Origin of the sequence: Gillisella vitis, from assembly GCF_021559775.1 — a bacterium.
GTDB classification, from domain to species: domain Bacteria; phylum Pseudomonadota; class Alphaproteobacteria; order Rhizobiales; family Rhizobiaceae; genus Allorhizobium; species Allorhizobium ampelinum.
In genome coordinates this window covers 1,469,146-1,491,464 of sequence record NZ_CP056047.1, presented here as the reverse complement: position 1 = coordinate 1,491,464, position 22,319 = coordinate 1,469,146, and the positions used below count along the sequence as shown (strand labels likewise).

The following is a 22,319-nucleotide window of genomic DNA, read 5'->3' as shown; positions in this document are numbered from 1 at the left end:
ACGAAGCGAAGAGATCAGGCAACCGTGAAGGCGCCTGTCGCGACCGGGTCGCTTTCAACGACACCGGAGGCATTTATGGTTGTGATCCAGGCGTAGCGCGTACCCGCAGAAATGCTGCGCGTGGCGCTGTCTGCCGTATTGGGCGAACCGTATTCGATCGGCCCCAGGAAAGAGGCCGTTCCAAAACTGTTTGTCGTGTTCCAGTAGATCTTGGCGCCGGCGTAATTGCCGCTATTGGGCGCAGTCCAACCGAAATTAACCGTCCCGACACCCGTGGACACCGTCACATCCGTTACGACGCCCGGCGCCACCGGATCGGATGTGGTGAACACCGTGACCGTGGCCGAATAATCGGAATACTTGCCCTTCGACGTGAACCAGACGGCCTGCACTTCGAGCGTCGTATCGCCAGGCACGGTATTGGTGCTGACCGAAACATAGCCGCCTGATGGCGTGAAATCGGAAAAGGTCTGATAGACCCATTCACCCGGCACACCGCCCCCCGCATTTGCCAGCCGGTACCGCACTTTCAGCGACAGGCTGGTATCCTCCGGGTCTACGATTTTCACCGCGAGATAGACAGATCCAGATCCGCTGGCATTCGGCACAGCGGAATAGATCACCGGCTGGTCCAGGTTGGCCGGGTTGGGCTTGCTGGGCACCGGCGGCTGCTGGCCTTCATCCGTCGCGGGGTCCCAGGCCTCGATTTCCTCGGCAGTTGGGTGCTTGATCCAGTCCATCGTGAAACCGCCTTTGTCGACGGCAACGACTGATTTCTTGTTCTCGATCAGCTCGCCATCAAGCTCGGGTAATCCCAGCGGCGTGCTCAAGCGTGTCCAGCGCGCATATATTGAATTCAATCCAGACAAGCGCACATCAAAGGACCCGCGTACCTTCTGCTGGATACGAAGCCAATCCCGTTTACCGAGCCGCCGCGCCTGGCGCCATTGCGTACACCAGAGATAGCTGGCCTCTTTCGACAACACGCGGCCGATGGTCGCCTGCGCTTCTTCATCCTCGAAAAAGTCGGTATCGCTTTCCGAATAATCTGTATCCGGATAATTGAACTTTGGCACAAGCCGGTTGCATTCATCCTGCGGCAGCACATCATGCTGAACGTTGAAGCCGAGAAGGTCTGCGTCTGTCAGCGTGGCCACTCGGCTTTCGCGGAATTTGCCGACCGTGAGCAGCACAGCGCCATCCCCGCGATAGCAGATCCAACCGTCTATCGCCGATAGGATGGCGTTTGTGCCAACCTTCGGGTCATGCTCCGTAGTGTCCCACCCGCTGACCCAATATCGCTTTTCCGTGCCGCCAGCCGCCGTTGGCACATCTTCATCGCAAACATCAGCCTCTTCCTGCCACATGTCGAGAACGGGCAGGATGGCTTTTCGGTAATCCTTCCGCTCTCCATATGGGTTGAAGCACTGATGCCAGGCCATGATCAGCGCGCCATTGCGCGTCCATGTCCATGTAGAATCGTCTTCCGGATTTTGTGCGCTGTCTCGAAAGTCCCAGACATAGGCGCCATCAACCTCAACAGATGCCCGAGGCACGCCATACGGGAACATGGAATTTTGGCTCTCGGCCTTGGTCTGCTGCGCGACCATGGCAATCGATGCCGTTCCGTGACCGATGTGGCTATCTGTCCAGACGTTTTCCGCGCCCAGTCCATAGACGCCAGCGTATCCATCGACGATCTCGCTATAGGGTGTCTCAACAGCGAGACCCAAGCGGCTGAAAACCCGGACATTGTCTTCGTAGGGCGCATGGCTATAATTGGTGTAACCCGTCGGCCCGATATGGTCAGTGATCTCATCATCATGCAGCCACCAGCGGTTGACGCTACGGATGCGATGACCGGCCAATGCCTGCACAGCATAGAGCGACTTGCCCTTTGCCTCCCAGAGCATATAGGCCCCGGAAACCCGTTGGCGGCCGACAATCCAGTGCCGGGAAGGCACGGCCTGCGTCATCGGCACCTTGCCATCGTCTGGCTTTGGCGGTTTAGGCGCGAGCAGCATTTGAATGCCGATCGATATAGCTGTGGTGGCAATAGCGGTTGTCACGCCGGCGAGGGTCGCAGCTGTCGCTGCCGAAAAACCAATAGTGGTAAACGCCGTTGTCAGGATCGGCGTGAAGATAGGGTCGTAATGCTGCAACGGCATACTGCGCAGCGTTGTGCTGCTGCGCAGGTTTTCGTCCATCAACATCCGTTCTATTTCAATACTTTCGGCGCTTTCATACTGGCAACGCGGCAGCCAATCCTTGCTAATTGTCACGCCAGCAACCTCCAGGCGGCAACGCATTCCGCTTGGCGAACCACGACACCCGCCGGCGAGATCGACGCCCAGAGCGGCCCGAACCTGACGGCCCCGACCAATGTCATCTCAACCTCTTCCATGGACTCCCCGGCCATCATCCGGCAAAGACCGATATCGCCGTCGCAATATTGCTGCACCCGACGCGCGCCCAGCGGCTCCAGATGGGCCGCCATGAAGGATTGTGGACCACCGAAAGATTGCATGACGGCATGCGCGCCCACACGGTCACGATAAGTGCCGCGGAGATCCTCGGCAGGGTCTACACCTGTCGTCTCAAAGCACCAGGTGGCGGCAAACGTCATGCAATCATCTCCGCGCGACCTGTCATCGGCGCGCAATCCCGCCCCGCCCCATCTGAACCGATGCGGTGCGCTGATAAATTGGTGAATGTTCATGAAACCTCAGTAATTTGGCCAGGCGGGCTGCACGCCGCGCGCCAATCGTGATGTCTGCTTGCAAAAATCGTCGCCCGGGTGTTCTGCCTGGAACTGCGCATGCGACCACAGCGCATAGGACGGACGAGAGCGAGTGTCAGATCCCGTGGTGCAGGTCAGTGATATCGAAACGGTTCTATTATCCGTGCCACTCACGCTGGGGCTGGACACGGATGTGTGTGAGCCCTTGCCCTGCCAGATCGGCACGATGCTGGACATCGGTTGGTAATACTCGTCGAGCGTCGTGATGCCGATATAGATTTCGCAACCACGAACGGCGGGGATGCTCGATAGTAATGATGATCCCGTGGCCGGGTTGAGCCCCGACAGGGTCAGCTCGATGCTGTCGGACGTACCGTTGATCTGGGTTTCCAGCGTCGGCAATCCATTGAGATAGCCGGCTCCGAGATAGACGGTGCCATCTTCATCCACAGAATCGATCCGAGCCGGGATATCATTGACGCCAAACCACAGATGCAAAGCCGGGTCCGTCTGGATATTCATGAATATCCCAAGCTGATGCGACCCCCGCAGTGCCTCGACGACATTGGCAGGCAGATAATCGACGCTATAGGTCACAGATCAAAAAGCTTCCACGAATTGCAAGGTCGGCCGCGTCACCCAGAAGCTTTCCACCTTGGTCGAAATCTTCTGGCCGGGCGCAATCTTGGCGACGAAACGCGGGCGGGCGAATTCCACGCGCGTTCCCACTGTGACCGCCTCCCGCAGTGCAGGCTGGATTGCCAAAACATAATCCCGGTAGGTCAGGCTGGCGCCGCTGACGGTCGTCGTACCCTCCACCGACACGCTGATCACATCCCAGTTGCGATAAACCCGCCAGCCCTTGACGGCTGCATGGTAGATCGAAAACCAGTCGGACCAACGGATCTCGCGGGTTGCCCCGTAAAGCCGGATTGTCAGTTGACCGGAGTTGACCGCCGCGTCGGCCTTCACCTCGGCGAAAACCGTTGCCTGGCTATAGCCTGACCCATCGGAAAACAGCGCCCCATCGGAATGGGGAATGCCGGTAATGATCGGCACGGGTCGGCGCTCAATGATCGGGAACGGCCCCTGCCAATCAGTTTTCAGCGGCACATTGATGAAGCGGAACGAACCGTTCAACCATGCTGCCAGCCAGTTGAAATATTCATGCTCCTCGGGCTGTTGCGCATAGCAGTTTTCATAGGTTGCGGTCACAAAACCCCCGCCAGTCATTTCAGCCGAGATCGATTCATTGATCAGGTTGCGTCCGCCATCAATGGCGTTGGCCTGCACATCGAACTCCATCGCCTGCGGCTTAATGAAATCGATATCCAGCGTATGCTGGTTGGTATAGCGCCCCACGATCAGCCCTTGTCCTTGTTCCAGCGGTCATATTGAGCGCCCGTGTTGCCGCGACGGTTGTTGATCTCCTGCGCCTGGAAGCCTTGTTGCACACCGTTGTTGATCGCCGTCTGAAGATGATCGTCGCCATAGGCATTGCCCATGATGGTGACATTCACTTGCGGGCGGGACTGCCGAGCGGAAAACCCGCTCTTGCTGTTGCCATTGGCGGCCAACGCACTTTCCGTGCGGTGGTTCGGGATGACCTGACTACCGCGCGGCAGATTGACCAGTTCGCGGCCACGCTCACCAACGATGGCAAGGCCGCCCGGCGCACTTTCCGTGCCATCTGCAAAATGGAAGAGCGAACCGAAGCCTTTGACCAGTCCACCGAGGAGGCCGAACAATCCACCGCCAGACGATTGCTGGCCGCCTGTCGCACCAATGAAGTCACCATAGGTCGTATTGGTCTTGAAGCTCGAGCTGGTAAGGCTCGACCAATCGAAACCACCCGCCGCGCCACCAACGTTGCCCGCTTTACCGGCAAATGACGATGCGACCTGTCCGATTCCGTTGCCAAAACCTGTCAAGCTGGTGGACGCTTGCGTGGATGCGTTGGCAAGCTTACCCACAGCGTCTGCCGCCGCCCCAGTGCCGCCGCCGGTACCAATCCCCTGCCAATTGCTGATGCCAGCCTTATCCGCCCCATACCAGGCGCCCCACCCGTTCTTTTTGGCGTGGTCAAGCGCAAAATCGACGCCTGCGGGGCCGTTTTCTGCAAGGGCCGGGTCAAGGCCGGTTTTCTTCATAAAGTCATTGCCAAGACCGCCGCCCTTATAGAGCTGGAACGGGCCGAACGATGGCTCCTGGACGCCATTCTTCACGTATTGAGATTGGAGGTTCCAGCTCTTCAGCCCGCCCTCCGATTTGGCAACGGACAAAGCAACATTTGGGTCTATGCCACGCTGCGTTGCCGCCTTGGCGATATAGGACGCAACGTCAGTATTTGGCGTTTGCTTCGGACCAAGCAGCTGAGACGCCTTATCGACGGTGCCAGATGCGAGGTTGAGCCCCGGCATCTGGTTGCTATTTGCCGCAGCCGTTCCAAACCCTGTCGATTGCTTCGAGACGCCACCAGTCAGCCCGAGCGCCTTACTGGCCAGGCCAACGACACCGCCAGCTTCACTGCCGCCCTTCGACTGCAATCCGCCAATCAGATAGCCGAACAGCTTGTCCATGGCCTGCTCGCCCATCTTGGCGGCAGAGGCTAACAAAGCGTTGCGGAAGGTATCGCCGAACGCCTTGCCGATTTTGCCGCCGTTCGACTGCATCTGGCTGGCGAAGTCCTGGTAGAAAGAATTCGACTGCGACCGGGCCGATTGCTGCTGGGCAAGGCTGCGAAGCTGGTTTGCCTCATTGCTTTGCAGGTTTTCCGGCAGGCCAGCACCTTTCAACTGCGAGGCAATCTGCTGGTCTCCGGGGTTGCGGCTGAACTGGCGCTGCTGGAAGGCGATATCATCCTGAAACTTCGCCTTGTTGATCAGGTCGACATACCGCCCCGCCTCTGCCGCCTTCTGCTTGATCAGAGCGATTTCATCTTCATCGGCCTTCACGCCGGTTTTGGCGGCATTTTCCCGCAACGATGCGATCTGCTGATATTCCATTTGCAGCGCGGCCAGCTCGCCGCCAGTCTTGCCGATCAGCGAAAGCTCGTTGCGCTGCGCATCCACCGATGCATTCAGCGCCCGCACACGGTCATTCTGTGCCTGCGTCAACTGTTGCTGTGCCTGCCGACGGGCAAGGTCGCCCTCGATGTCGATCCGGGTCTGCCGCACCTGCGGGCTTTCCGTGGCGTCAACAGGCCGCGCCTCGGCACGGGCACGGGCGGCGCGCTCGAGTTGTTCCGGTGACCGCGCGCCAAGGCCGGAAAGAGTGGCATTGTGCTGGCGCTGCATATCCCGGAGTTTTTCGCCATTCTCGGAATTATACTTTTGGGCATTTGCTGCGGCCTGCGTACGCGAAAATGAAATCTCGTAATCCCGCTGCTTCTGCGCAAGCTCCTCAATCGCCTTGGCGGCTTCCGACGCATTGTTCGTCACATCGAGCAGGAATTTCGCGTTATCCTGCAAGAACTTGTTGGTCGTATCCCCATTGGCGATCCGCTGCACTTCCTCGCGGAACGCTGCGACATCGCCCGTTCCAGTGCGAGCGCTTTCGGCAAAGCCGGAGACCGCCTCGGCATAGGCGCCATATTTGTCTTTCAGTTGTTGCGCCTGCGTTCCCGCAATATCGGCCCCGGCATAATCATATTGCGAGGCATCAAGCGCCGGTGTCAGCTTCAGGCTCGAAGCGCGCAAGCTTTGATCCAGCACTTTTTGAAGCTGCGTCTGGTCGGTATTGGCCGTATACCGCAACTCTGTCTGCGCCCGCTGGCCAAACTGAGCCTTGGATTTCGACGCAGCATCATAAGTGTCCTTGATTTTCTGAATGGCTAGCTGATGCTCTTTCAGGGCATCATCCACGCTCTTGGCACCGAAGGACATCCGCGAGAAATAGCCGACACCAGCAGCAAGCAGACCCGTGACGGCAATGGTCGCCAGCGACAACGGGCTGACAATCGAGGCCGCCGCGCCGCCAATTGCAGAAATCGCCTGACGCGCCGACATGCCTTGGAACGACATGGCAGCCTGCGGGCCTTGCTGCAAAGCAATCATGGCGGAAGACGTTCCACCCATGGCCGCCTGTGTGATCACATCCTGCGCCTGATATGCGATGTTCTGGGCTGAAAAAGAGGATCGACCGTGGTTTTGATTGGCGGGCGGCAAATTCTGCTGGTCTTTGAACCGGCCATTCGCCTGCTCAACTGCTCTTGCCAGATCTAACTGACCTTTCGCAGCCAGCTTGCTGGCATCTGCCACCATGCCATGCTTACGGTAAATCCCGTCCAGGACACCAGCAGAGTCCTGAAGCGAGATATTGCCCCGCTCCACACTCCGGCTCAGATTATCAATCGCCTGATTGAACCGCTGCGCGCTGGCATACCCATCTACATAGGTTCGCTTCAGACGTTCCGTGGCATTGGCACTGTTGCTGATCTTCTGGTCATTTTGGGAGAACGTCTGCCCAAGCTTCTGGGCCGACGCCACCATGGCTTCGTCAGCGGCGACTTTCTGCCGGGCGCCCGCCTCATAGGAGGACGTATCCATTTCCGACACCAAGCGCAGCGTGCTGATCTCGACGGTCATCAATCATCATCCTAGTGAGGGGTTACGCCAGCTCTTCCCGGCGTTTTGCGTCTTCACGTTCCGTTTCCGAGCGTTCTCGCTGCATTTGCAACCATTCCGCATCGACCGCGTTCATGAAAATCTTGAATTCATGAAAGTCCTCGCCGTAAACGGCGTGGTCGCGAGCCCACTGGCTGAGCGCCAGATAGGTAATTGGCCCCTCGCCGCCCATGGCGCCGAAGAACCGGTCATATTGAAGGTCATCGAAAGCCCGGAAGTACAGATTGTGCCAGGGCTCATGCTGGAAATCGATGACATCGGCTTGTTGCGGACGAAGCCATTGTTCATCCGGATATTCCAGCGCCAGTTCGGCCAACCAGTCCTGCTGCTCGCGTTCTTTTTCGCTCGCCCCCGCGCGCTTCATGCGCCAGCGGAAGGCTTTCCGGAGTTTTTTGTGTCTTTCTCCACATACTCGATGCGGGTTTCGGCGATCTTGCCGGCGCACCATTCCACAGCACCCACCAGGACGCGGTAGGCGGGATCGGTCAGATATTTCTCTGCCGCCGCCTCCGAATAATCGATGTCCAGCCCCTCCCAGCCATGCAGGATGTGCTTGGCGTAAAGGCCGCCCAGTTCGGCGCTCAAGACCGGCTGCGGGATGGCATCTGCTTTGTAGACGGCGGCAAGACGCTTCAATGTGATATCACGGGCCGTGGTATATTCTGGCTTGAACAGCGATGAGACCTTCAGCCGAAGACCCGGGATATCGGGGAAGTCCACCCAATCGCCTTTGGTTTCACGGTCGAGGTCGGCTTTCAGCGATGCAAGCTTGATGGTCATGTCGGATTTCCTCATCAATGGGTAAACCCCGCCGGAAAGCCAAGCGAGGCATGAATTTCAACAGTGTTTGGTGGCTTCAGTTGCTCTCGACTCTCTGCGGAAATCGTTCGAATATGTGGGCACAACTAAAGGGGGCGTGCATGTCTAATTCCCGGCACTTTGCCGTATCAACTATTCTCGTTGCGATGCTGTCGCTGTCTGCCTGCTCATCATCACCCGACGCGTTGGATAAGAGCGCCAATGCTGTCCGACAGGAAAAAACCTATGCGGATAACTATCAAGAGGTCTATCGCCGCCTCGCCAACACAGCGCGGCGGTGCATGAGCGCCACAGGCAGTTACACATCCTTTCAAGTCGATGCCGATATTTATAGCGAACTCGGATATGCCGAACTCGCCTATTCCCTACAGAGCCTCGGAAGCAGGAATTATTACTGGAAGGCCAAGATAGAAAAATCCGGCACGGGCAGCAAAATCGGCGTCATCTCTGGCAATACACTCGCCCAAGGCCGAACGCTTCGCGATGTCATTCGCTGGGCCGATGGCGATCCGAAGTGCTGATTGGATAGGCGGCGGGCGTCCGACAACACCCGCCACCCGGCTTACTGCGGCGGCTTTAGTCCGCCGCAGCCTCGTTGGTGGTTTTGCTGTCGGCCACCAGACCTTTTGCCCGCATCAGCGTGGCAAATTCTGCCGTGACCGGCGCGCTTTCGACGCCAGCCACGAAATGCACTTCGGTCGATCCGTCCGGATAGCCGAGGAAGGAAACAGCCGGAACGAAGGTTTCGGTAGGCGCGGCGGTCGAAGCCGCATCTGCGTCGCTCACGTCAGCCATATTAGCCGCTCCGCGTGATCGACAGAGAGGCCGCCGAGGTTGCATCATAATATGCCTGGAACGGCACATCGAGCAGGACCGGCTGCCCATTGCCAACGCCTGTCGGACCGCCATCCATCAGCTTTACCTTCGGCAGGCTGAAGGCATAAGACTTACTGTTGGCGTCCAGCAGCGTGAAGCCAAGATCGATATCAGAGTGGTCGACGATTGCCTGATAGGTATCGAGGTTCTCGAAATAGGTGGTTGCGGTGCCAGTGATTTCAAATCTGCCATACCCATGACTGTAAGGCTCATAGGCACCGACAATATCGTTCTGGTAGATATTGTTGTTGATGCGCATCGTAAGCTTCTGCATCTTCGGCGAATTGGTGATACCCGTCATCGCCAATGATGCGACATTCAGACCGGCATTGAACACCGGCGAGGTTGTCGGGTCGGTATAGGTGGCGCCGGTCAGAATGGCCGATGTCGGGGTTGGGCTGCGAATACCCATAATCCCCCAGTTCGCTTCGACCGATTTGCGCGCTGTCAGCGTCAGGTCCAGCGTGTTCCACCGGACACCCTGATAGCGGATGAATGTATCGGTGGCGCCCTGCTCGAAGAACTGTTCCAGCGTGCCGGTCTTGGGCGTGACGCCGTTTTTCAGAACATTGGTGCTCCAGGCAGAGCACAGGAGCCGTTCCAGCCATGTATCGAAGGTGCCATAGCTCAACAGTGTGTTGATCGATCCGGTTACGGATCGGCCAACGTCAACGATGCTGCCGACATTCCTGTCGGCGCGAACCTCGTTTGGCACGTCGGTCTGCTTGGAAAGTTTCACATCCGAGGTCACATAGCGCATGATCTGGAACGTGGGGGTGGCCGGCGTGGTGCCGATGGTCGTTTCCGACACATCGGCAAGCCGGACCTGACTGCCGTCTGCTACGGTCATAAGAGGCTCCCTCTATGCATGGGTGAAGGGCCAGGCGCTGCGCACCGGCCGGTTATCTGTCGGATCTGTTCGAAATGTCACGCGCCAGTGATGTCGCGGCGATACCAGGCGATGGTGGCTGTCAGCGCCCAGTATTCCGGGAAATCCCGGCCCGGCTCCCCGGCCCCGACGCTCATCTGCGGCATATGAAGCTGCTCGCCCGTCGCAACATCAACGACGATTGACTGCTCACGAAACAGCGCCAGCAATTGTTTTGCCCAGGTGCGGGCCTGACCACTGCCGGAGCCGGATTTTACCATGACATGCAGATAGGCGGCGCCCTCTTCCCGCCACATGTTTTGCCCGGGAGCGCCGACCGTTTCCTGATCGAGGCTATCGCCATAGATCTCGACATAAATGAAGGGCAGACCCGCTTCCGTGTAATCCTGGGCGAACTCGTTTTCGAACACCACTCCGGTGGCAGACCATCCTGCATTCAGAGTGGACTGGAATGCGGCGAAAACTTCAGGGCTGGCCATGGATTACACCGCGTTAATGATGAGGGCTGGATAGGTGATCGGCATACCGGCCTGCCTGTCCTTGCGGCGTCCTCCGCGTTTCAGAATGTATGGAACACCGTTTTGCAAACCCGCGCCAACGGCGAGATAGCGAAAATCGACATCGAAGACACCACGGAACCGGGAGGCCATGGCGTTCTTCGTCGCCTCGAAATGGCGCTTTCCAGACCCGTTTGCCCCGCTTTCCATTTTTCGAGTGTAGGGCCGCGCGTTGATAATGATGACCTCGGCACTGACCGGGATTGAACTATAGTCACGTACCACCGCCTGATTGGCGATCACCATGAACCCATTGGCATAACGACCGGACTTGACCGGAACCCGCATACGCAGTTCCGAAATCGCCGTCCGAACCAGCAAGGGCCAGTTGACGAACTGATAGACGATAGGACCAGGCGCCCGCACACTCTCTTCCAACGCCCCGGATACGCCATTCACATAGCGCTCATAAGTCGTCGATGCCTGCCCCGAGGCAATAACTCGTTGCAATTCACGCTTGGCAAAGGCCGCCAATGCGGCATTGATCGTTGACGGCTCAAGACCAGCCGTCGCCAGTTTCAAGTCCCGTTCAAAAAACTGCATCTTGCTGGCCATCAGATTCCGAGGCTCCTCAACCGGCCAAGCTCACGCCATGCGGCAGATGGGGCACCGTCTTTCAGGACAAGCTTGACGCTGCCAGAAACCGTCTCGGACACGAAGTGACCGTTTTGCGTCAACAACAGGCCATCGGAACCGATGCGGAGCCGCTTGACCGTGCCAGCCTCTTCATCCGCAAAGATGCAATTGTCGCATTCCCTGCCATTCAGGAAGACACGAAGATAGAGGTGCAGAATATCGTTATGGAACGGATGCCCCTTTTGCGCGCTGATCCGCATATCAACCTGCCACGACCATATCCATGCGCACCCAAACCCCGCCGACATAGATCGGCTTGGCACTGCGCACCTGGCGTTCCTTACCCTGCACCACCATCTTGTCGGTCTCCTTCGGCAAATGCTGGTCAACAGCATTGCCGGAGGTGATGCTGTCATTCTGCCCCGGCCAATCGTCAGCCAGGATCTGGGTCGGCGACAGGATCACGTTCAGATCCTTCTGCGTGATCGTCCCTACAATCTGGTCCACCGATACCGCCCTTACAGCGGCGCGGCACGTCACCTCGACGACGACATCAGCGCCGCTGCGCTTGACCGTGCGGCGCAGGACCACGTTTTCGCCAGCGCGGCGAACTGCATCGTCGAGAGCTGTGATTTCCGCAGTCATCAGACGCTGACCACTTGGCGATAGTTTGACAGGATGTCGGAGACATCGGGCGGCAGGTTTCCAGCATCATCGCCGGTTGCCACCCAATATTGCACCGAACGGACGCCCGGAATGTCTTCCGACTTCAGGAACGGGTCACGGCCCCGCGCCAGATAACGCGCCTTAACCAGGCGGATCGCCGCGTCCTGCACATCGTCAGGAATATCCTGATACCCGCCATCGTAGATGGCAATAATCGGCCAGGACCGCCAGACATTCGGATAGGCCAGGTCATCCAACCTCCAAAGCGCTCCAGCAACATTTTCAACGCGAAACTCAGTGTTCTCCGTCAAGGCAACACCGTTTTCGGTTACACTGGTCACGGCGCCGACCGGCCAGCGGCTCAGCTGCAAGCTCTTCAGGGTCGTGGTCAGCTGGAACGCATAGGGTTCGCGATCCGGCCAGAACTCGTCCTTGATCGTTTCACGGGCGAAAACCCGATTGCAATACTGCTCGATCGCCTTGGACGATGCACGGATGTAGCGCCCCAGCAGGGCGTCACTGTCGGTATCGGTAATCGACAATTCGGCCTTCACATCAGCCAGCGTAGCCAAGTCATAGGATGACGCTGCCGTGACGATGGTGGTGACCGAGCGATAGCCCATCAGGCTTTTGCTTTCTTCTTGCTCGAAGGCATTTTGCCAGACAGCTTCGCAGAGAAATCGCGAAAACCCGATGCTACGGCTTTCACCCGATAATTTTGAGAGCCTTGCCCTTCTTCCGGTGACATCACCTTGGTCTGGTAACCCTGGGGGCGGAACGGACGCATGTTCTTCGCCTCTTTGGTTCCTATAAGTTTCAGAGCCAGGTCGTCCTCGACGTGGATTTCATCGCCAGCGCGCCAAGGCCGAAGATCTGCCGTCAAAGTTACGGTTTTCATACGACTGTCTCCGGGGTTTCTGTCGCAGGGGCAGTTGTCGTATCAGGTGCGCCCTCAGAAGTCGGGTCAACCGCATCGTCGGCACCAGCAGAATCTGCAACAACGTCTGACTGCCCAACAGCGGGCGAAGAACCATCGACATCAGGATCGACGGGAGCCGAGGGGTTGATCGGTTCCACGGTACCCACTGTTTGCGAAGGTTCCATCGGGGCCGAAGGATCGACCGGGGGTACCGTCTCCACTGGAACCTCATGTTCCACCGGTTCGGCAGGCTTTTCGCTTTCAACGGCCTCGATATAACCCCGGGCCATAGCCGCATCGAATTCCTGCCGCAAGGCATTGGAGAGCAGGCCATGGGCCGCCATGATATGCGGACGGGTTACGGAGCCGCCATCCGCATCGGCATAGGTCTTTGCCGCAGCAGCCATTGCGCCGCGCAGCGTGCTCCAGATGTCATCCATGATCGAAGGCCTTTCCTGGAAGGGGGAGAGGCGCGGCTGTCGGACGCCGCGCCGTCTGTTTTACTGCGGAACCCGGTCAAAACCGGCGAGGAAGCCCACGGCGCGCAAAGCGAATGTATCGGTATTCGCCGCCGAAAGATCGGGCGTGAACAGAATACGGACGAAACGCTTGGCCGGGCCGAGGTCGATATCGATATCCAGCTCGATGCCATTGGTGGAACCACCCGTGGCGCCCGTGGAAATCACCGCATTGGCACCGGTTGCATAGGTCGTCCAGTTTGTGCCATCAGCACTGTCCTGGGCGGTATAGGCAAGAGACAGCGTGGCAGCGGCGGCCAAAGTGGCTTCACCGATAATGGCCAGGGCGAGCGACCCTGCCAATGCACCGCCGACCATCCGGTCAATGGTAACACCGGTCACCTGAGTGTTGTCGCCGGTACCGCCGGCAGTGCCAGCCGCAGCGGCAGACAGGCGCTTGACCTTGCCGAGGCCACCAACATTGCGCTGTGTGACGATTGTCGAAGTCATCTGATTGTATCCTTCACGATGGATGGGGTTTCGGGCCTAAGACCCGTGCGGATGGTCAGGCGTGGGGTGATCCGCGCCCAATCATGGCATCAAAGGTCAGGAGATAGCCGGAGCCCAGCGAACGCCCTGGATAACGGCAACAGCCGCATCATGACGCATCTGGTGATCGTGTTCGGCAATCGCGCGGATCACGGTCTGGTCGTTCGTCATGGCGGAAATCGTCGCGCCAGTGACCGGATCGACATAGGAGCCTTCGCGGAACACGGCCAGTTCCAGCTGCATGCTGTCGAGGACGATGTCTTCCGTCATTTCGACCAGCATGACAAAGGACAGATCTTTGTTCGTGCCGGCTGCATCCCAGTAGTTCGTGCGGATCTGCGTGGTCTTCTTGACGGGGTAGCTGAACAACGTTCCCTTGGTCAGCTCGTCACGATAGACGTAAACGCCGAGCGAATTCTGAACGTTGTAGAGATAGTTGAAGCTGCGCGGGTTCATGAACCATACACGCTTGCTATCCGGCACGTTCGCCTGGTCAAGCTTGTTGACCGCGCCGCCGAGTTCGGTGGCGACGGTCGACAAGGTATAGTTGGCCGTCGAGGTGATGAAGTTACCGCCCGTTGAGTTGTCGGGGTCCGCACCGTTGACCGCCAGGGTCGAAGCGGCTGTGGTGAGCCAGTTTCCGACAGTGCCGCCGCCCTTTTGGACCCAGCCGTTGGCAAAGGCCAGAAAGCCTTTCGGCGTATTCTGCATACCGTCACCGAGCAGGAAGGCGAGATCCTCACGAAGGCCGATGACCCGGACAAGGTCATCACGAACGAATGCATCGATGGCAGGGTCTGCGTAGCGCATCATGTCGTTCGAAACCGGAACGAAAGCGGTGAGTTTCTTGTAGCTGGCGACGATATTGCCAACAGAAGGCTGAGACCCGACGATCGGCTGGTTTTCAGACCCATAGAAAGCGGTCGCGGCGGAATTCTGGCCGGGCAGCGTCATTGTACCGCGAGGCATTGCGATATTTCGCGGGCCAGCAGCACGCACAACGGACTGAGCGCGCAGCAGGGGGATCACTTCGTTCATGACATCTGGAGGGACCAGGAAGCCCCCTGCGGACCCGGTGGAAACGTTCAGTGCCTTGGTGACGGGGTGATTTTCGCCATAGGTTTCTTCGGAGTGCTTGCGGGCATTGTAGATGTCGCCGTTCGAGCGGCCGATCATCTTAGTGATCCCGCCGAGCAACAGGGACTTTTCCTTGACATAGGCGTCATTCTCGACAGTCGCAGACACTTTTGTCAGGTCGTCCTGGCCAACGGAAGGAATGGCGGTCGAAGCCATTAACGTCTGCGCATCTTTGAGGCGCTTGATCTGCATGTCGATGTCGGTGACAGCTTTCTTGGCCGCTTCATAGACATCATCGGTCGTGGCTTCGTCGGAGGCAGCGACTTCAAGGGCGGAAAAAGCCTTGGTGCGGGCCGCCAGAAGGTCAGCAATCTTGGTTTTCATAGGAATAGATCTCCGTGGCGCATCCAGTGCGCACAGTTTGAATGAGGGTTGAAACCAGCCTGTCGCCAGCGATCAGAGCGGCTGGGAAAGCCGCAGAATGTCCGCCTCGCGCATGCGTTTGATCTTCATGCGCTGGGCTGCCTTGACCGTGTCGGCCTCGGCGGTCTGGTCCCCATCCGTGTCGGAGGGTTCCGCATCAATAAGTTTTTGCAGGGCGTCATGCCCGTCCTTGATCGCCTTGCAGGCATCCTGCATCGTGGTGATCGAGCTGGCCGAAAATTTGCGACCGGTCTTCACATGAACGGCGACCACAGCCTTGACCAGTGGTGAAGCACCGGCTGCGCAATAGCCCTTGATGACCGTGTCGGCGGCCTCTGCACTCTCTTCTTTCAGAAGTTCGGCAACCTCTTCCTGCGTCATGGCGATCAGCGCCGCCCCCATCTCCTGCATGATTTGGCCAAGGGTGGCTGGCATCTGGGAGCCGTCTTCTTCGTAGACGCATTCCCATTCGACGCATTCCTTCAGCCAAGCGATGTCTTCCAGGATATTGGCGAGTTGCGCGACATGCCAAAGGCTCTTGATCTTGATCTCTGCCCCGGCCTTGATGACGGTTTTTGCAGCGGCTTTGGTCATGATACCCTCATAGTGATCCAGCACGGCGGCAGCCTTGGCAGCGGCCTCATCAGGAAGATTGGCGGTCAGGAGTTCGGCCCGAGCGGCCTTGATCAACACCGGGCAAGCGGCTAGGCGGCCATTCAGCATCTTGGCGAAACGCAGGCGGTAGGATGAACGGTCGTCGGGGTTGGCCGCGTCATAGGCAAGGAAGCCCTTACGGGCGAAAGTCGTGTCCGGGCTATCACTGTCGAAATCGGCGGCGGCGAAAATATCCCCGTCGCTACCGGATGCGCCGTCGTCATCCATCGGCAGATTGCGCGAGGCTCCGACTTTCCAGTTGGTCCCCTTGGCATTCTTGTCAACGACGATGGCGTTGGGATTGCAGGGAATCGGCGTGAAGGAAAATTCCATCATGTCGCAAGACAAGTATTTCTGAGGCCCATCCACTGGGTTGCCCTTATCCAGCGGTGTCGCGTCTGCCGGCTGAAACCCGATCGATACACCGGGGACAGACCCGAACTTGATCTTATTGTAATAAAGGTCCGACTGCGGATCTTCGCCTTCCAGCGGGAACTGCACGAGTGCCACGATCTGGTTGCCCTGCAATCCGATGTCAATGCACTTTGCGATCGGCATATTCGGGTTGTGGTTCCACAGAACAGGCCCTGCACCCGTTGCCATGTAGGCCGCCCATTGGATGCCCTTCGGCACAATGATTTCGCCTGACCGGTCGACATCGCCGGTAGAGACGATAACCCTCACTTGCCGCTTGTCAGTCAGCGTTTCCGTGGTGGCGGCAAAGGCCTTATGGACCAGGTTCATAATGTTTTCCCATCCTTGCTACCATTGCCGGGGTCGGCCAACGTACCGTTTTCGGGTCGGCCAGCGCCATCCGCCGCGGTTCCAGTGACATTTGATCCCAACGCCGCTGTGTTGACCGGGAAGAACAGTTTGTCGCCACCTTCCATCGGCTTCAGGCCCTCTTCGGCGCGGCACTCATTTGGGGTAGCCAGGCCCGACATGACCTTCAGACGCTGGTTGTTGATCCGGATGGTTTCAGATGCGCGCAACAGGTTACGTTCATCGAAATCCGCCTGGAGACCCGCAGCATCGAGATCGAAATGCATTTCAAGCTTCTGTTCCCATAATTCGATATCCGGCATGATGACGGAATCGACGTATTCTTGCTGCGCATCCTCGATCTTGGTCTTGCCCAACTCGCCAGTAATGCCGATCTTCCACAGCGGCATATTCATGAAGCGGGCGATGTCCTCACTCTGGAACTTACGTTGTTCCATGAATTCGAGATCGACCGATGTCATCTGCATCGGCTTCCACTCGGTGCCCTCTTCAAGAACAGCCGTCCGCCCAGCATTCTGAATGCCCGACCGCATGCTGTCCCACTGGTCGCGCAGCCGCTCGGCAGAATCTTTGTTTAACTTGCCTTTAGACTGCAACACGCCAGATGGCCGGGCCCCATTCTGCATGAACCGGGATGATTGCTGTTCAAGCCCCATGGCTAGGCCAATCGCATCCCGCGCAATGCCGATGGTGGACACGCCGACCAGCATATTGAAAGCCAGACCGCGCAAATGCAGCACATCCTCTTCCGGAATGGATACGGGATGATCCCGCAACGCCGCCATCTGAAACAGGCCCTGCCGGTTGACATTGTAAAACACCTGGCCGTCAGAAGCCTCCAGCACCATGACATTGTCGGGATTGACCGGGATCAGATATTGCGGCGTGCCATCTGGACGGCGCAGGATGACGGCATAGGCATTGTTGCGCAAAAGCAAGGCAACATGCATCTGCAAGGCAAATTCAAACCAGGTCTGAACCCAGTTCGGACGGCGCAGGATCTTCGCCAGATAATGGTCGGTGTTCTTGTCGCCGGAGCGGCCATCCTCCAAGCTCAAGATGCGCGGCGTGCAACGGGCAAAATCACGGGCACGCTGCATGACACAGGCATAGACCGTGGAAACACCAATCGCTGTCCCCTGGCTGATCTGCACACCCGCAGCCGACGGGATAGCGCCGAGGGTCGGCAGAAAACCGGAGGCAGGGATACCTGCCGACTTTGACACGGAACCGGATGACGATCCCCTGTTTTGGAAGCCAGACAGCAATCCCACTTATCGGACCCCAAAAATGGCTACAGCGACCATAATGCCACCCGGCACGATGAACGCGGCAGGCAGGAAAACCAACGATAGCCCATAGCCAACCAGCACGAGACCAGCGAACAACACAAGCTCACGTCCGCCCACGATGCCAAAGCACCGGGCCATCATCGTTGGCAGGTTGCGCAGGTTCATATTGGATCTTTCGATAACAGGTTAAACGACAAGCAAGTCGTTTTCTTCGTAGACCGAAGCCTTATGCTTCGGCTCCGGGTTGGTGATCATGATGCTAGCCGCGTCGAACAAGGCCATCGCTGGGTCAATCTTCGCATCACCCGCATTCTGCTTGGTCGCGCGGATGGCCGTCGCCGTGGCCTCAATCTTCAGGTTCGAAACGCACCAACGCATCAACAGGCTCTTGGCAACGCGGAATGTCCCGCGCGCCAGGCGGCGTTCGGTGCTCTTGATGGCGTTCATCAGTTTGATGCCCTGTCCAACGCCTTCGATGAGGCCTTCGTCCTGGGTGATATCAATCTTCGCAAGCTCGTCAACAAGCTCGCCATATGGGCCTTCCACATCGACCGCGACACAGGCCAGCAGACCTGCTTCATGGATGATGCGGATCTTCTCGATGATTTCGCCAAGGTCCTGCAATTCGTCATCGACGATTGTCAGATCCTTGGCTTCCTCGAAACCTTTCAGCGCCGCGGCGATTGTCTGGCGGCGCTCCAGCACACCTTCATGACACCAGGCGTAAGACCATCCGAGCCAGTTCTTCGTGACCTTTTCACGCCCGAGGGCTGAAAACCCGAAAAGATCATCAAGTCCCCCGCCATCGATGCCGACAACGATAACCTCCGACCGCTCCAAAAGCGTTTCAAAGGTCAGGGTGTCGTCTTCCCTGGCTTGCCAGAAATCAACGCCCGGCCAAGCATCCGTCTTCAGACCAATCCCGACCTCGATATTCAGATGCTGGGATGCCCAGATCTGGATATCCTTCTGGCCCTTGGACCGTTCGCCTTCCCAATCCTTGATAAGGCTGTCCAGCCGCATGGAACGGCCAAGATTGGGCATCACCAATCGCCAGTTCTGAGGGTCCTGCCAGAGCGCCGGGTCTTTGGCGATATGATCTGGGAACTCATAGAGCACCGGCAACATCGCCCGGAATTCCTTATCCCGGAACTTGCCATCCCGGATCTTACGCGCCGTGATCAGCTCGTCCTTAAAGACGCCAACCGGCGGCTCATCGGATTGGGTGCTGATAATCATGAAGAACCCTTCCGAGTTCTTCTCAAGGCCACCACGAATCTGGCGGATAACTTTTGCCGCATGCGCATTTCTGCCCAAGAGCCAAAGCTCGTCCAGCAGTACGAAAACCGGCATGGACCCGGTCAGAATGTCCAGGGCGAAGGTCTTGACCTTCATTTTGGACTTGTTTTTCAGGTCATGGATCTCTTTGAGATGTTCCTTGACCTCAAATCGTTTCGCCAGATCAGGATCGGCCTCGATCATCCCCTGCGCCTGGGCGAAGGCGCGATCCGAAATCGCCTGCGTCGGTCCAACGAACAGCATTTCTGCACGTGGGCGCTGGTTCATCACCATCGCGGTGATCATCATGCCGCCAGAATATGTCGTCTTGGACTGCCCTTTCGGGACAAGAGCGAGGACCTCGCGGATCAGGCGTTCATTGGTAGCCGGGTCGCGTGAACCGAACACTGCCCGGACAATATCACGGAACCAGTCGCCGCAGGCATCCCGCAGTTTCGGCATACCAATCACATCCGGTAACCGAAGCTCGTCGAAGATGGCGACGGCCATTTCAGATTCATCACGATACAGCGGCAGATCCGGCACCAGCGATCGGCTGGACATCAGCCGTTCTTCCCAGTCGGGGCACGACAGGTCCCAAGGCTTCACATGGATGCTCATATCAGTTGAGCTTCCCGCCCATGGTATCGCGTTCTGCCATCAGCCGGCCAAGCGGCGTTTCCGTGTTGGGCGTCAAAGCATCCTTCAAGGCTTGCTCCTTTTTGCCCAATTTCGGCACTTTGGTGACATTGGCAGTGGCGGCTTCCTTGGCCCGGCGCTCAAATGCGCCATCCGCCAACAGTGCATCGCCAAGGCGCTTGCCCAGTTCCTTTAAAGCGCCGACATTCCCCTGCTCGCACTGTTGATACAGCCGCAGAAGCATCTGACCCTCGACCCGGAACCGCGCTTCATGCCGCGACCGAAGCTCCGAAAAATAATACTTCCGCAACGTCGGTTCGGTGATGTTCAACGCCGCCGCCATCTCCGCAGTGCTACGGCCAATAGCCATTAACAGCATGATTTTATTGCGACTTTCTGGCGTTGGCGTATGAGCCGGACGACCTCTACCCTTCGGAGGGGCATCATCATCCCATCCAAAGAGGTTGAAATTTCCAGTCATACGAAAAAAAACCTCTCCATGGGCCCTATGCGGTTACGGTCCCCGGGTGGGGGTGGGGAATTAAACCCCCTACCCCTGCCGGGTCAGCCAATGACGGCGACGACGGTGGCGGTGGCGGCGGTGACCCTGCGGACGACCAGCGGGATGAACTGACCCGCCGTCAGGCCAGTGAAGGCGACCGCCTCAGCGTCAGCGTTGTCAATCGGAACGACTGTCACGTCACCGGCAGCGAGGACCAAGAGGCCCTTTGCAGTCGATGACAGGTCAGCGTTACCTGGCACGACGGCCAGCGTCTTGCGTCCCTGATCCTGCAAGCCACCGCCTGCGTTCTTGTAGTCGGTCATGAGCGTAGCCTTTCGGTGCGGGCCGCGATGGTCTTGCGGGTATGGTGCGAGCCGCAGAGGCATTGCCCGTTGGCAGGGTCGAGCAGCGCACCACCATCGCGGCGCTCTAACTTATGATCAGCGAAGAGCCGGGCGCGCGCACCGACATGGCATCGTTTGCCAGCCTCAACCCACTCGCATTGAAAGCCAGCGCGCCGCTTCACTTCCGCAGCCCATGCCCGGTACTCCGGGCTGGACAGCTCCTTATCCGCCTGCTTTGGCGGCGGCTTGACTGAGCGGGTGTCAGCGATGCGGATGGACGATGACAGCGTCTTAAGCTTTGCCAATAGACACTCTCCAGATTGATCAAGGCGACCGCTGGGCCGCTTATAGATGTTTGGTCGTTCGTGATAGCTGCTATCCCAGAACAGCACCGAACATCATCACCTCAAACTAAGAGCCACCATTACAGCGGCGGGGGGCATGGTCGCCTCCATCGGCTGGAAATGCAAAACCCGCCGAGCGTTTCCGCCAGCGGGTTTTCCTAACCTTTTTTACTGTCCTCAATCTATGTCAAGCAACTGGCGCATGTCAACGAACCGCAATTACGATTATTTCAAAGCATTATCATCACTTTAGGCCGCTTTATCCATTTTATTCGACTGCGACCACGGCTCAAGGTCGGGGATAAAGGGCAGGATTTCATGCCCCTGCAAATCACCCTGGATATCCGTATAGATCGCGGAGAGGGCCGCCTGCCATATCTGCCATTCCAACCGGTCAAGAATGGCACCACGGATCGAACAGGATAACTGATACTTCCGATAGGCCCCCTTCACTGGACGACGCGACCGGCGGTTATAGCCATCCACCTCCAGGGTGTAGGATCGGCCGAATGCATCCTTGGATTTAGATAGAGCAAACCATTTCGGCTTGCCATCCGGGCTCATCACCATTCCCTCGCCAGGCTTCTTTGCACGCCAGTCCGGGCCACGGTTCAGAATAGCGCATGTGGTAACCAGCGCCACCATATGACTGCCTGCCAGCCGGTCGCCCTTGATCAACACCTCTTCCCGTACCCGCGCCACTTCCGCCGCGACCAGACCATGCTCGTCTGGCCAGTCAGGGAACAGGCTCCAATCTTCAGGGATATCGAAGCCGAAGTCGATCAGGCCTCTCACGGCTGCACCAGCCCGCAGCGCGTCCGGGTGCGGGTCGCCCTCCTCTGTATATCCAGCAATCACACCATACACATTTGGGCTCTTATCGATCAACGTTCCAAGGGTCGCAAAATCACTCACCATGGACCAAGCCGATCCGACAACTGCAGAGCTACCCGATCCAGAGCCCGCCTTACACAGTTCTTTCGTGAAAGCCCAATTCAGAAAGGCTTCAATCCTCATTTTCTTCATGGAAGAACCCCTTATTCCTGTTTTTTGGAACGGTAGGAGAGATAACAAATCAAAATGGAGAGATAAAAATATAACAAATGGAGAGATAGAAGTAAATAAAATCATACACTTAAAACAGAATGGAGAGGTAGGAGAGGTAAAGTGCGGCCCAACATGACGCGCACGGGAAACACTTATTACAAAGCGCCACCATCAATACACACTTCATATCGAAGGAAATAGGAAATGGCGCGCGCACATGCGAAGGCCGCAGTTTTGCTCTCCTAGCGTTCCAATTCTGGCA

28 protein-coding genes are annotated in these 22,319 nt (G+C 57.7%); 2 read left to right on the top strand and 26 right to left on the bottom strand.

Features of this window, described 5'->3' with window-relative positions; genetic code table 11:
* Positions 1-14: 14 nt before the first annotated feature.
* The 7 genes from AVCG78_RS07140 to AVCG78_RS07110 all read right to left on the bottom strand — a co-directional run bounded on the left by AVCG78_RS07140 (position 15) and on the right by AVCG78_RS07110 (position 8,145).
* Entirely contained in the window at positions 15-2,282 is a 2,268-nt protein-coding gene (locus AVCG78_RS07140) for a hypothetical protein (protein WP_235694956.1), read from the bottom strand.
* A complete protein-coding gene (locus tag AVCG78_RS07135; RefSeq protein WP_234891477.1) occupies positions 2,279-2,626 on the bottom strand; it encodes a DUF6950 family protein in 348 nt (115 codons plus the stop codon). Before AVCG78_RS07135 ends, AVCG78_RS07140 begins: the two co-directional genes overlap by 4 nt.
* Before the next feature lie 99 nt (positions 2,627-2,725).
* Positions 2,726-3,337 (bottom strand): hypothetical protein, encoded by a 612-nt coding sequence (locus AVCG78_RS07130; RefSeq protein ID WP_174089671.1) that lies wholly within the window; start codon positions 3,335-3,337, stop codon positions 2,726-2,728.
* Positions 3,338-3,340: 3 nt separating this feature from the next.
* Positions 3,341-4,102, bottom strand: a complete 762-nt coding sequence (locus AVCG78_RS07125; protein ID WP_143049421.1) for a DUF3088 domain-containing protein — start codon at positions 4,100-4,102, stop codon at positions 3,341-3,343.
* Positions 4,103-4,104: 2 nt separating this feature from the next.
* Positions 4,105-7,326, bottom strand: a complete 3,222-nt coding sequence (locus AVCG78_RS07120; RefSeq protein WP_071585183.1) for a phage tail length tape measure family protein — start codon at positions 7,324-7,326, stop codon at positions 4,105-4,107.
* A gap of 22 nt (positions 7,327-7,348) precedes the next feature.
* On the bottom strand, positions 7,349-7,729 hold the full coding sequence (locus AVCG78_RS07115; protein WP_071585182.1) for a hypothetical protein: 381 nt from the start codon (positions 7,727-7,729) through the stop codon (positions 7,349-7,351).
* The gene (locus tag AVCG78_RS07110) at positions 7,726-8,145 is read right to left on the bottom strand and encodes a hypothetical protein (protein WP_071585181.1); all 420 of its coding nucleotides are present in this window, start codon (positions 8,143-8,145) and stop codon (positions 7,726-7,728) included. The genes AVCG78_RS07115 and AVCG78_RS07110 overlap by 4 nt, the downstream gene beginning before the upstream one ends.
* Before the next feature lie 50 nt (positions 8,146-8,195).
* Between AVCG78_RS07110 and AVCG78_RS07105 the strand changes: the two genes are divergently transcribed.
* A complete protein-coding gene (locus tag AVCG78_RS07105; protein ID WP_156612365.1) occupies positions 8,196-8,705 on the top strand; it encodes a hypothetical protein in 510 nt (169 codons plus the stop codon).
* 55 nt (positions 8,706-8,760) lie between these two features.
* Here the strand turns inward: AVCG78_RS07105 and AVCG78_RS07100 are convergent, their stop codons facing one another.
* The 19 genes from AVCG78_RS07100 to AVCG78_RS07010 all read right to left on the bottom strand — a co-directional run bounded on the left by AVCG78_RS07100 (position 8,761) and on the right by AVCG78_RS07010 (position 21,928).
* Positions 8,761-8,979, bottom strand: coding sequence for a hypothetical protein (locus AVCG78_RS07100; RefSeq protein ID WP_071585179.1), 219 nt, complete (start codon positions 8,977-8,979; stop codon positions 8,761-8,763).
* Position 8,980: 1 nt separating this feature from the next.
* A complete protein-coding gene (locus AVCG78_RS07095; RefSeq protein WP_071585178.1) occupies positions 8,981-9,910 on the bottom strand; it encodes a phage tail tube protein in 930 nt (309 codons plus the stop codon).
* Positions 9,911-9,987: 77 nt separating this feature from the next.
* Complete coding sequence (locus tag AVCG78_RS07090) at positions 9,988-10,428, bottom strand: phage tail terminator-like protein (RefSeq protein ID WP_071585177.1); 441 nt, start codon at positions 10,426-10,428, stop codon at positions 9,988-9,990.
* Positions 10,429-10,431: 3 nt separating this feature from the next.
* A complete protein-coding gene (locus tag AVCG78_RS07085; protein WP_071585176.1) occupies positions 10,432-11,061 on the bottom strand; it encodes a hypothetical protein in 630 nt (209 codons plus the stop codon).
* Positions 11,061-11,342: a hypothetical protein gene (locus AVCG78_RS07080; protein WP_071585175.1), complete on the bottom strand. Its 282-nt coding sequence runs from the start codon at positions 11,340-11,342 to the stop codon at positions 11,061-11,063. The genes AVCG78_RS07085 and AVCG78_RS07080 overlap by 1 nt, the downstream gene beginning before the upstream one ends.
* A 1-nt stretch (position 11,343) precedes the next feature.
* A complete protein-coding gene (locus AVCG78_RS07075; RefSeq protein WP_071585174.1) occupies positions 11,344-11,727 on the bottom strand; it encodes a hypothetical protein in 384 nt (127 codons plus the stop codon).
* Entirely contained in the window at positions 11,727-12,371 is a 645-nt protein-coding gene (locus AVCG78_RS07070; protein WP_071585173.1) for a phage head-tail connector protein, read from the bottom strand. Before AVCG78_RS07070 ends, AVCG78_RS07075 begins: the two co-directional genes overlap by 1 nt.
* The gene (locus tag AVCG78_RS07065) at positions 12,371-12,646 is read right to left on the bottom strand and encodes a hypothetical protein (RefSeq protein ID WP_071585172.1); all 276 of its coding nucleotides are present in this window, start codon (positions 12,644-12,646) and stop codon (positions 12,371-12,373) included. The genes AVCG78_RS07070 and AVCG78_RS07065 overlap by 1 nt, the downstream gene beginning before the upstream one ends.
* Positions 12,643-13,107 carry a hypothetical protein gene (locus AVCG78_RS07060; protein WP_071585171.1) on the bottom strand — a complete coding sequence of 155 codons (465 nt, stop codon included), beginning with the start codon at positions 13,105-13,107 and terminating at the stop codon, positions 12,643-12,645. Before AVCG78_RS07060 ends, AVCG78_RS07065 begins: the two co-directional genes overlap by 4 nt.
* A 60-nt stretch (positions 13,108-13,167) precedes the next feature.
* Positions 13,168-13,635, bottom strand: a complete 468-nt coding sequence (locus AVCG78_RS07055) for a hypothetical protein (protein ID WP_071585170.1) — start codon at positions 13,633-13,635, stop codon at positions 13,168-13,170.
* A gap of 96 nt (positions 13,636-13,731) precedes the next feature.
* Positions 13,732-15,135, bottom strand: coding sequence for a phage major capsid protein (locus tag AVCG78_RS07050; RefSeq protein ID WP_071585169.1), 1,404 nt, complete (start codon positions 15,133-15,135; stop codon positions 13,732-13,734).
* 72 nt (positions 15,136-15,207) lie between these two features.
* A complete protein-coding gene (locus AVCG78_RS07045; protein ID WP_156582723.1) occupies positions 15,208-16,572 on the bottom strand; it encodes an HK97 family phage prohead protease in 1,365 nt (454 codons plus the stop codon).
* Positions 16,569-17,885, bottom strand: coding sequence for a phage portal protein (locus tag AVCG78_RS07040; protein ID WP_143049418.1), 1,317 nt, complete (start codon positions 17,883-17,885; stop codon positions 16,569-16,571). Before AVCG78_RS07040 ends, AVCG78_RS07045 begins: the two co-directional genes overlap by 4 nt.
* Positions 17,886-18,068 (bottom strand): hypothetical protein, encoded by a 183-nt coding sequence (locus AVCG78_RS07035; protein WP_071585166.1) that lies wholly within the window; start codon positions 18,066-18,068, stop codon positions 17,886-17,888.
* Between the two features lie 21 nt (positions 18,069-18,089).
* Positions 18,090-19,802 (bottom strand): terminase large subunit, encoded by a 1,713-nt coding sequence (locus tag AVCG78_RS07030; protein WP_071585165.1) that lies wholly within the window; start codon positions 19,800-19,802, stop codon positions 18,090-18,092.
* A gap of 1 nt (position 19,803) precedes the next feature.
* On the bottom strand, positions 19,804-20,199 hold the full coding sequence (locus AVCG78_RS07025; protein ID WP_234796164.1) for a hypothetical protein: 396 nt from the start codon (positions 20,197-20,199) through the stop codon (positions 19,804-19,806).
* 185 nt (positions 20,200-20,384) lie between these two features.
* Complete coding sequence (locus tag AVCG78_RS07020; protein ID WP_071585163.1) at positions 20,385-20,645, bottom strand: spike base protein, RCAP_Rcc01079 family; 261 nt, start codon at positions 20,643-20,645, stop codon at positions 20,385-20,387.
* Entirely contained in the window at positions 20,642-20,971 is a 330-nt protein-coding gene (locus tag AVCG78_RS07015) for an HNH endonuclease (RefSeq protein WP_071585162.1), read from the bottom strand. Before AVCG78_RS07015 ends, AVCG78_RS07020 begins: the two co-directional genes overlap by 4 nt.
* Before the next feature lie 288 nt (positions 20,972-21,259).
* Positions 21,260-21,928, bottom strand: coding sequence for a hypothetical protein (locus AVCG78_RS07010; protein WP_143049417.1), 669 nt, complete (start codon positions 21,926-21,928; stop codon positions 21,260-21,262).
* Here AVCG78_RS07010 and AVCG78_RS07005 point away from each other — a divergent pair.
* Positions 21,927-22,193: a hypothetical protein gene (locus AVCG78_RS07005; protein WP_156582724.1), complete on the top strand. Its 267-nt coding sequence runs from the start codon at positions 21,927-21,929 to the stop codon at positions 22,191-22,193. The genes AVCG78_RS07010 and AVCG78_RS07005 overlap by 2 nt on opposite strands.
* The last annotated feature ends 126 nt before the right edge of the window (positions 22,194-22,319 follow it).

Excerpts from the sequence above, each read along its gene's own strand:
- AVCG78_RS07135 (WP_234891477.1), bottom strand. The coding sequence starts at position 2,626 with ATGACGTTTGCCGCCACCTGGTGCTTTGAGACGACAGGTGTAGACCCT.
- AVCG78_RS07120 (WP_071585183.1), bottom strand. The coding sequence starts at position 7,326 with ATGACCGTCGAGATCAGCACGCTGCGCTTGGTGTCGGAAATGGATACG.
- AVCG78_RS07115 (WP_071585182.1), bottom strand. The coding sequence starts at position 7,729 with ATGAAGCGCGCGGGGGCGAGCGAAAAAGAACGCGAGCAGCAGGACTGG.
- AVCG78_RS07110 (WP_071585181.1), bottom strand. The coding sequence starts at position 8,145 with ATGACCATCAAGCTTGCATCGCTGAAAGCCGACCTCGACCGTGAAACC.
- AVCG78_RS07105 (WP_156612365.1), top strand. The coding sequence starts at position 8,196 with ATGAATTTCAACAGTGTTTGGTGGCTTCAGTTGCTCTCGACTCTCTGC.
- AVCG78_RS07100 (WP_071585179.1), bottom strand. The coding sequence starts at position 8,979 with ATGGCTGACGTGAGCGACGCAGATGCGGCTTCGACCGCCGCGCCTACC.
- AVCG78_RS07095 (WP_071585178.1), bottom strand. The coding sequence starts at position 9,910 with ATGACCGTAGCAGACGGCAGTCAGGTCCGGCTTGCCGATGTGTCGGAA.
- AVCG78_RS07090 (WP_071585177.1), bottom strand. The coding sequence starts at position 10,428 with ATGGCCAGCCCTGAAGTTTTCGCCGCATTCCAGTCCACTCTGAATGCA.
- AVCG78_RS07085 (WP_071585176.1), bottom strand. The coding sequence starts at position 11,061 with ATGGCCAGCAAGATGCAGTTTTTTGAACGGGACTTGAAACTGGCGACG.
- AVCG78_RS07080 (WP_071585175.1), bottom strand. The coding sequence starts at position 11,342 with ATGCGGATCAGCGCGCAAAAGGGGCATCCGTTCCATAACGATATTCTG.
- AVCG78_RS07075 (WP_071585174.1), bottom strand. The coding sequence starts at position 11,727 with ATGACTGCGGAAATCACAGCTCTCGACGATGCAGTTCGCCGCGCTGGC.
- AVCG78_RS07070 (WP_071585173.1), bottom strand. The coding sequence starts at position 12,371 with ATGGGCTATCGCTCGGTCACCACCATCGTCACGGCAGCGTCATCCTAT.
- AVCG78_RS07065 (WP_071585172.1), bottom strand. The coding sequence starts at position 12,646 with ATGAAAACCGTAACTTTGACGGCAGATCTTCGGCCTTGGCGCGCTGGC.
- AVCG78_RS07060 (WP_071585171.1), bottom strand. The coding sequence starts at position 13,107 with ATGGATGACATCTGGAGCACGCTGCGCGGCGCAATGGCTGCTGCGGCA.
- AVCG78_RS07055 (WP_071585170.1), bottom strand. The coding sequence starts at position 13,635 with ATGACTTCGACAATCGTCACACAGCGCAATGTTGGTGGCCTCGGCAAG.
- AVCG78_RS07050 (WP_071585169.1), bottom strand. The coding sequence starts at position 15,135 with ATGAAAACCAAGATTGCTGACCTTCTGGCGGCCCGCACCAAGGCTTTT.
- AVCG78_RS07045 (WP_156582723.1), bottom strand. The coding sequence starts at position 16,572 with ATGAACCTGGTCCATAAGGCCTTTGCCGCCACCACGGAAACGCTGACT.
- AVCG78_RS07035 (WP_071585166.1), bottom strand. The coding sequence starts at position 18,068 with ATGAACCTGCGCAACCTGCCAACGATGATGGCCCGGTGCTTTGGCATC.
- AVCG78_RS07030 (WP_071585165.1), bottom strand. The coding sequence starts at position 19,802 with ATGAGCATCCATGTGAAGCCTTGGGACCTGTCGTGCCCCGACTGGGAA.
- AVCG78_RS07025 (WP_234796164.1), bottom strand. The coding sequence starts at position 20,199 with ATGCTGTTAATGGCTATTGGCCGTAGCACTGCGGAGATGGCGGCGGCG.
- AVCG78_RS07020 (WP_071585163.1), bottom strand. The coding sequence starts at position 20,645 with ATGACCGACTACAAGAACGCAGGCGGTGGCTTGCAGGATCAGGGACGC.
- AVCG78_RS07005 (WP_156582724.1), top strand. The coding sequence starts at position 21,927 with ATGGACCAAGCCGATCCGACAACTGCAGAGCTACCCGATCCAGAGCCC.
- AVCG78_RS07010 (WP_143049417.1), bottom strand. The coding sequence starts at position 21,928 with ATGGTGAGTGATTTTGCGACCCTTGGAACGTTGATCGATAAGAGCCCA.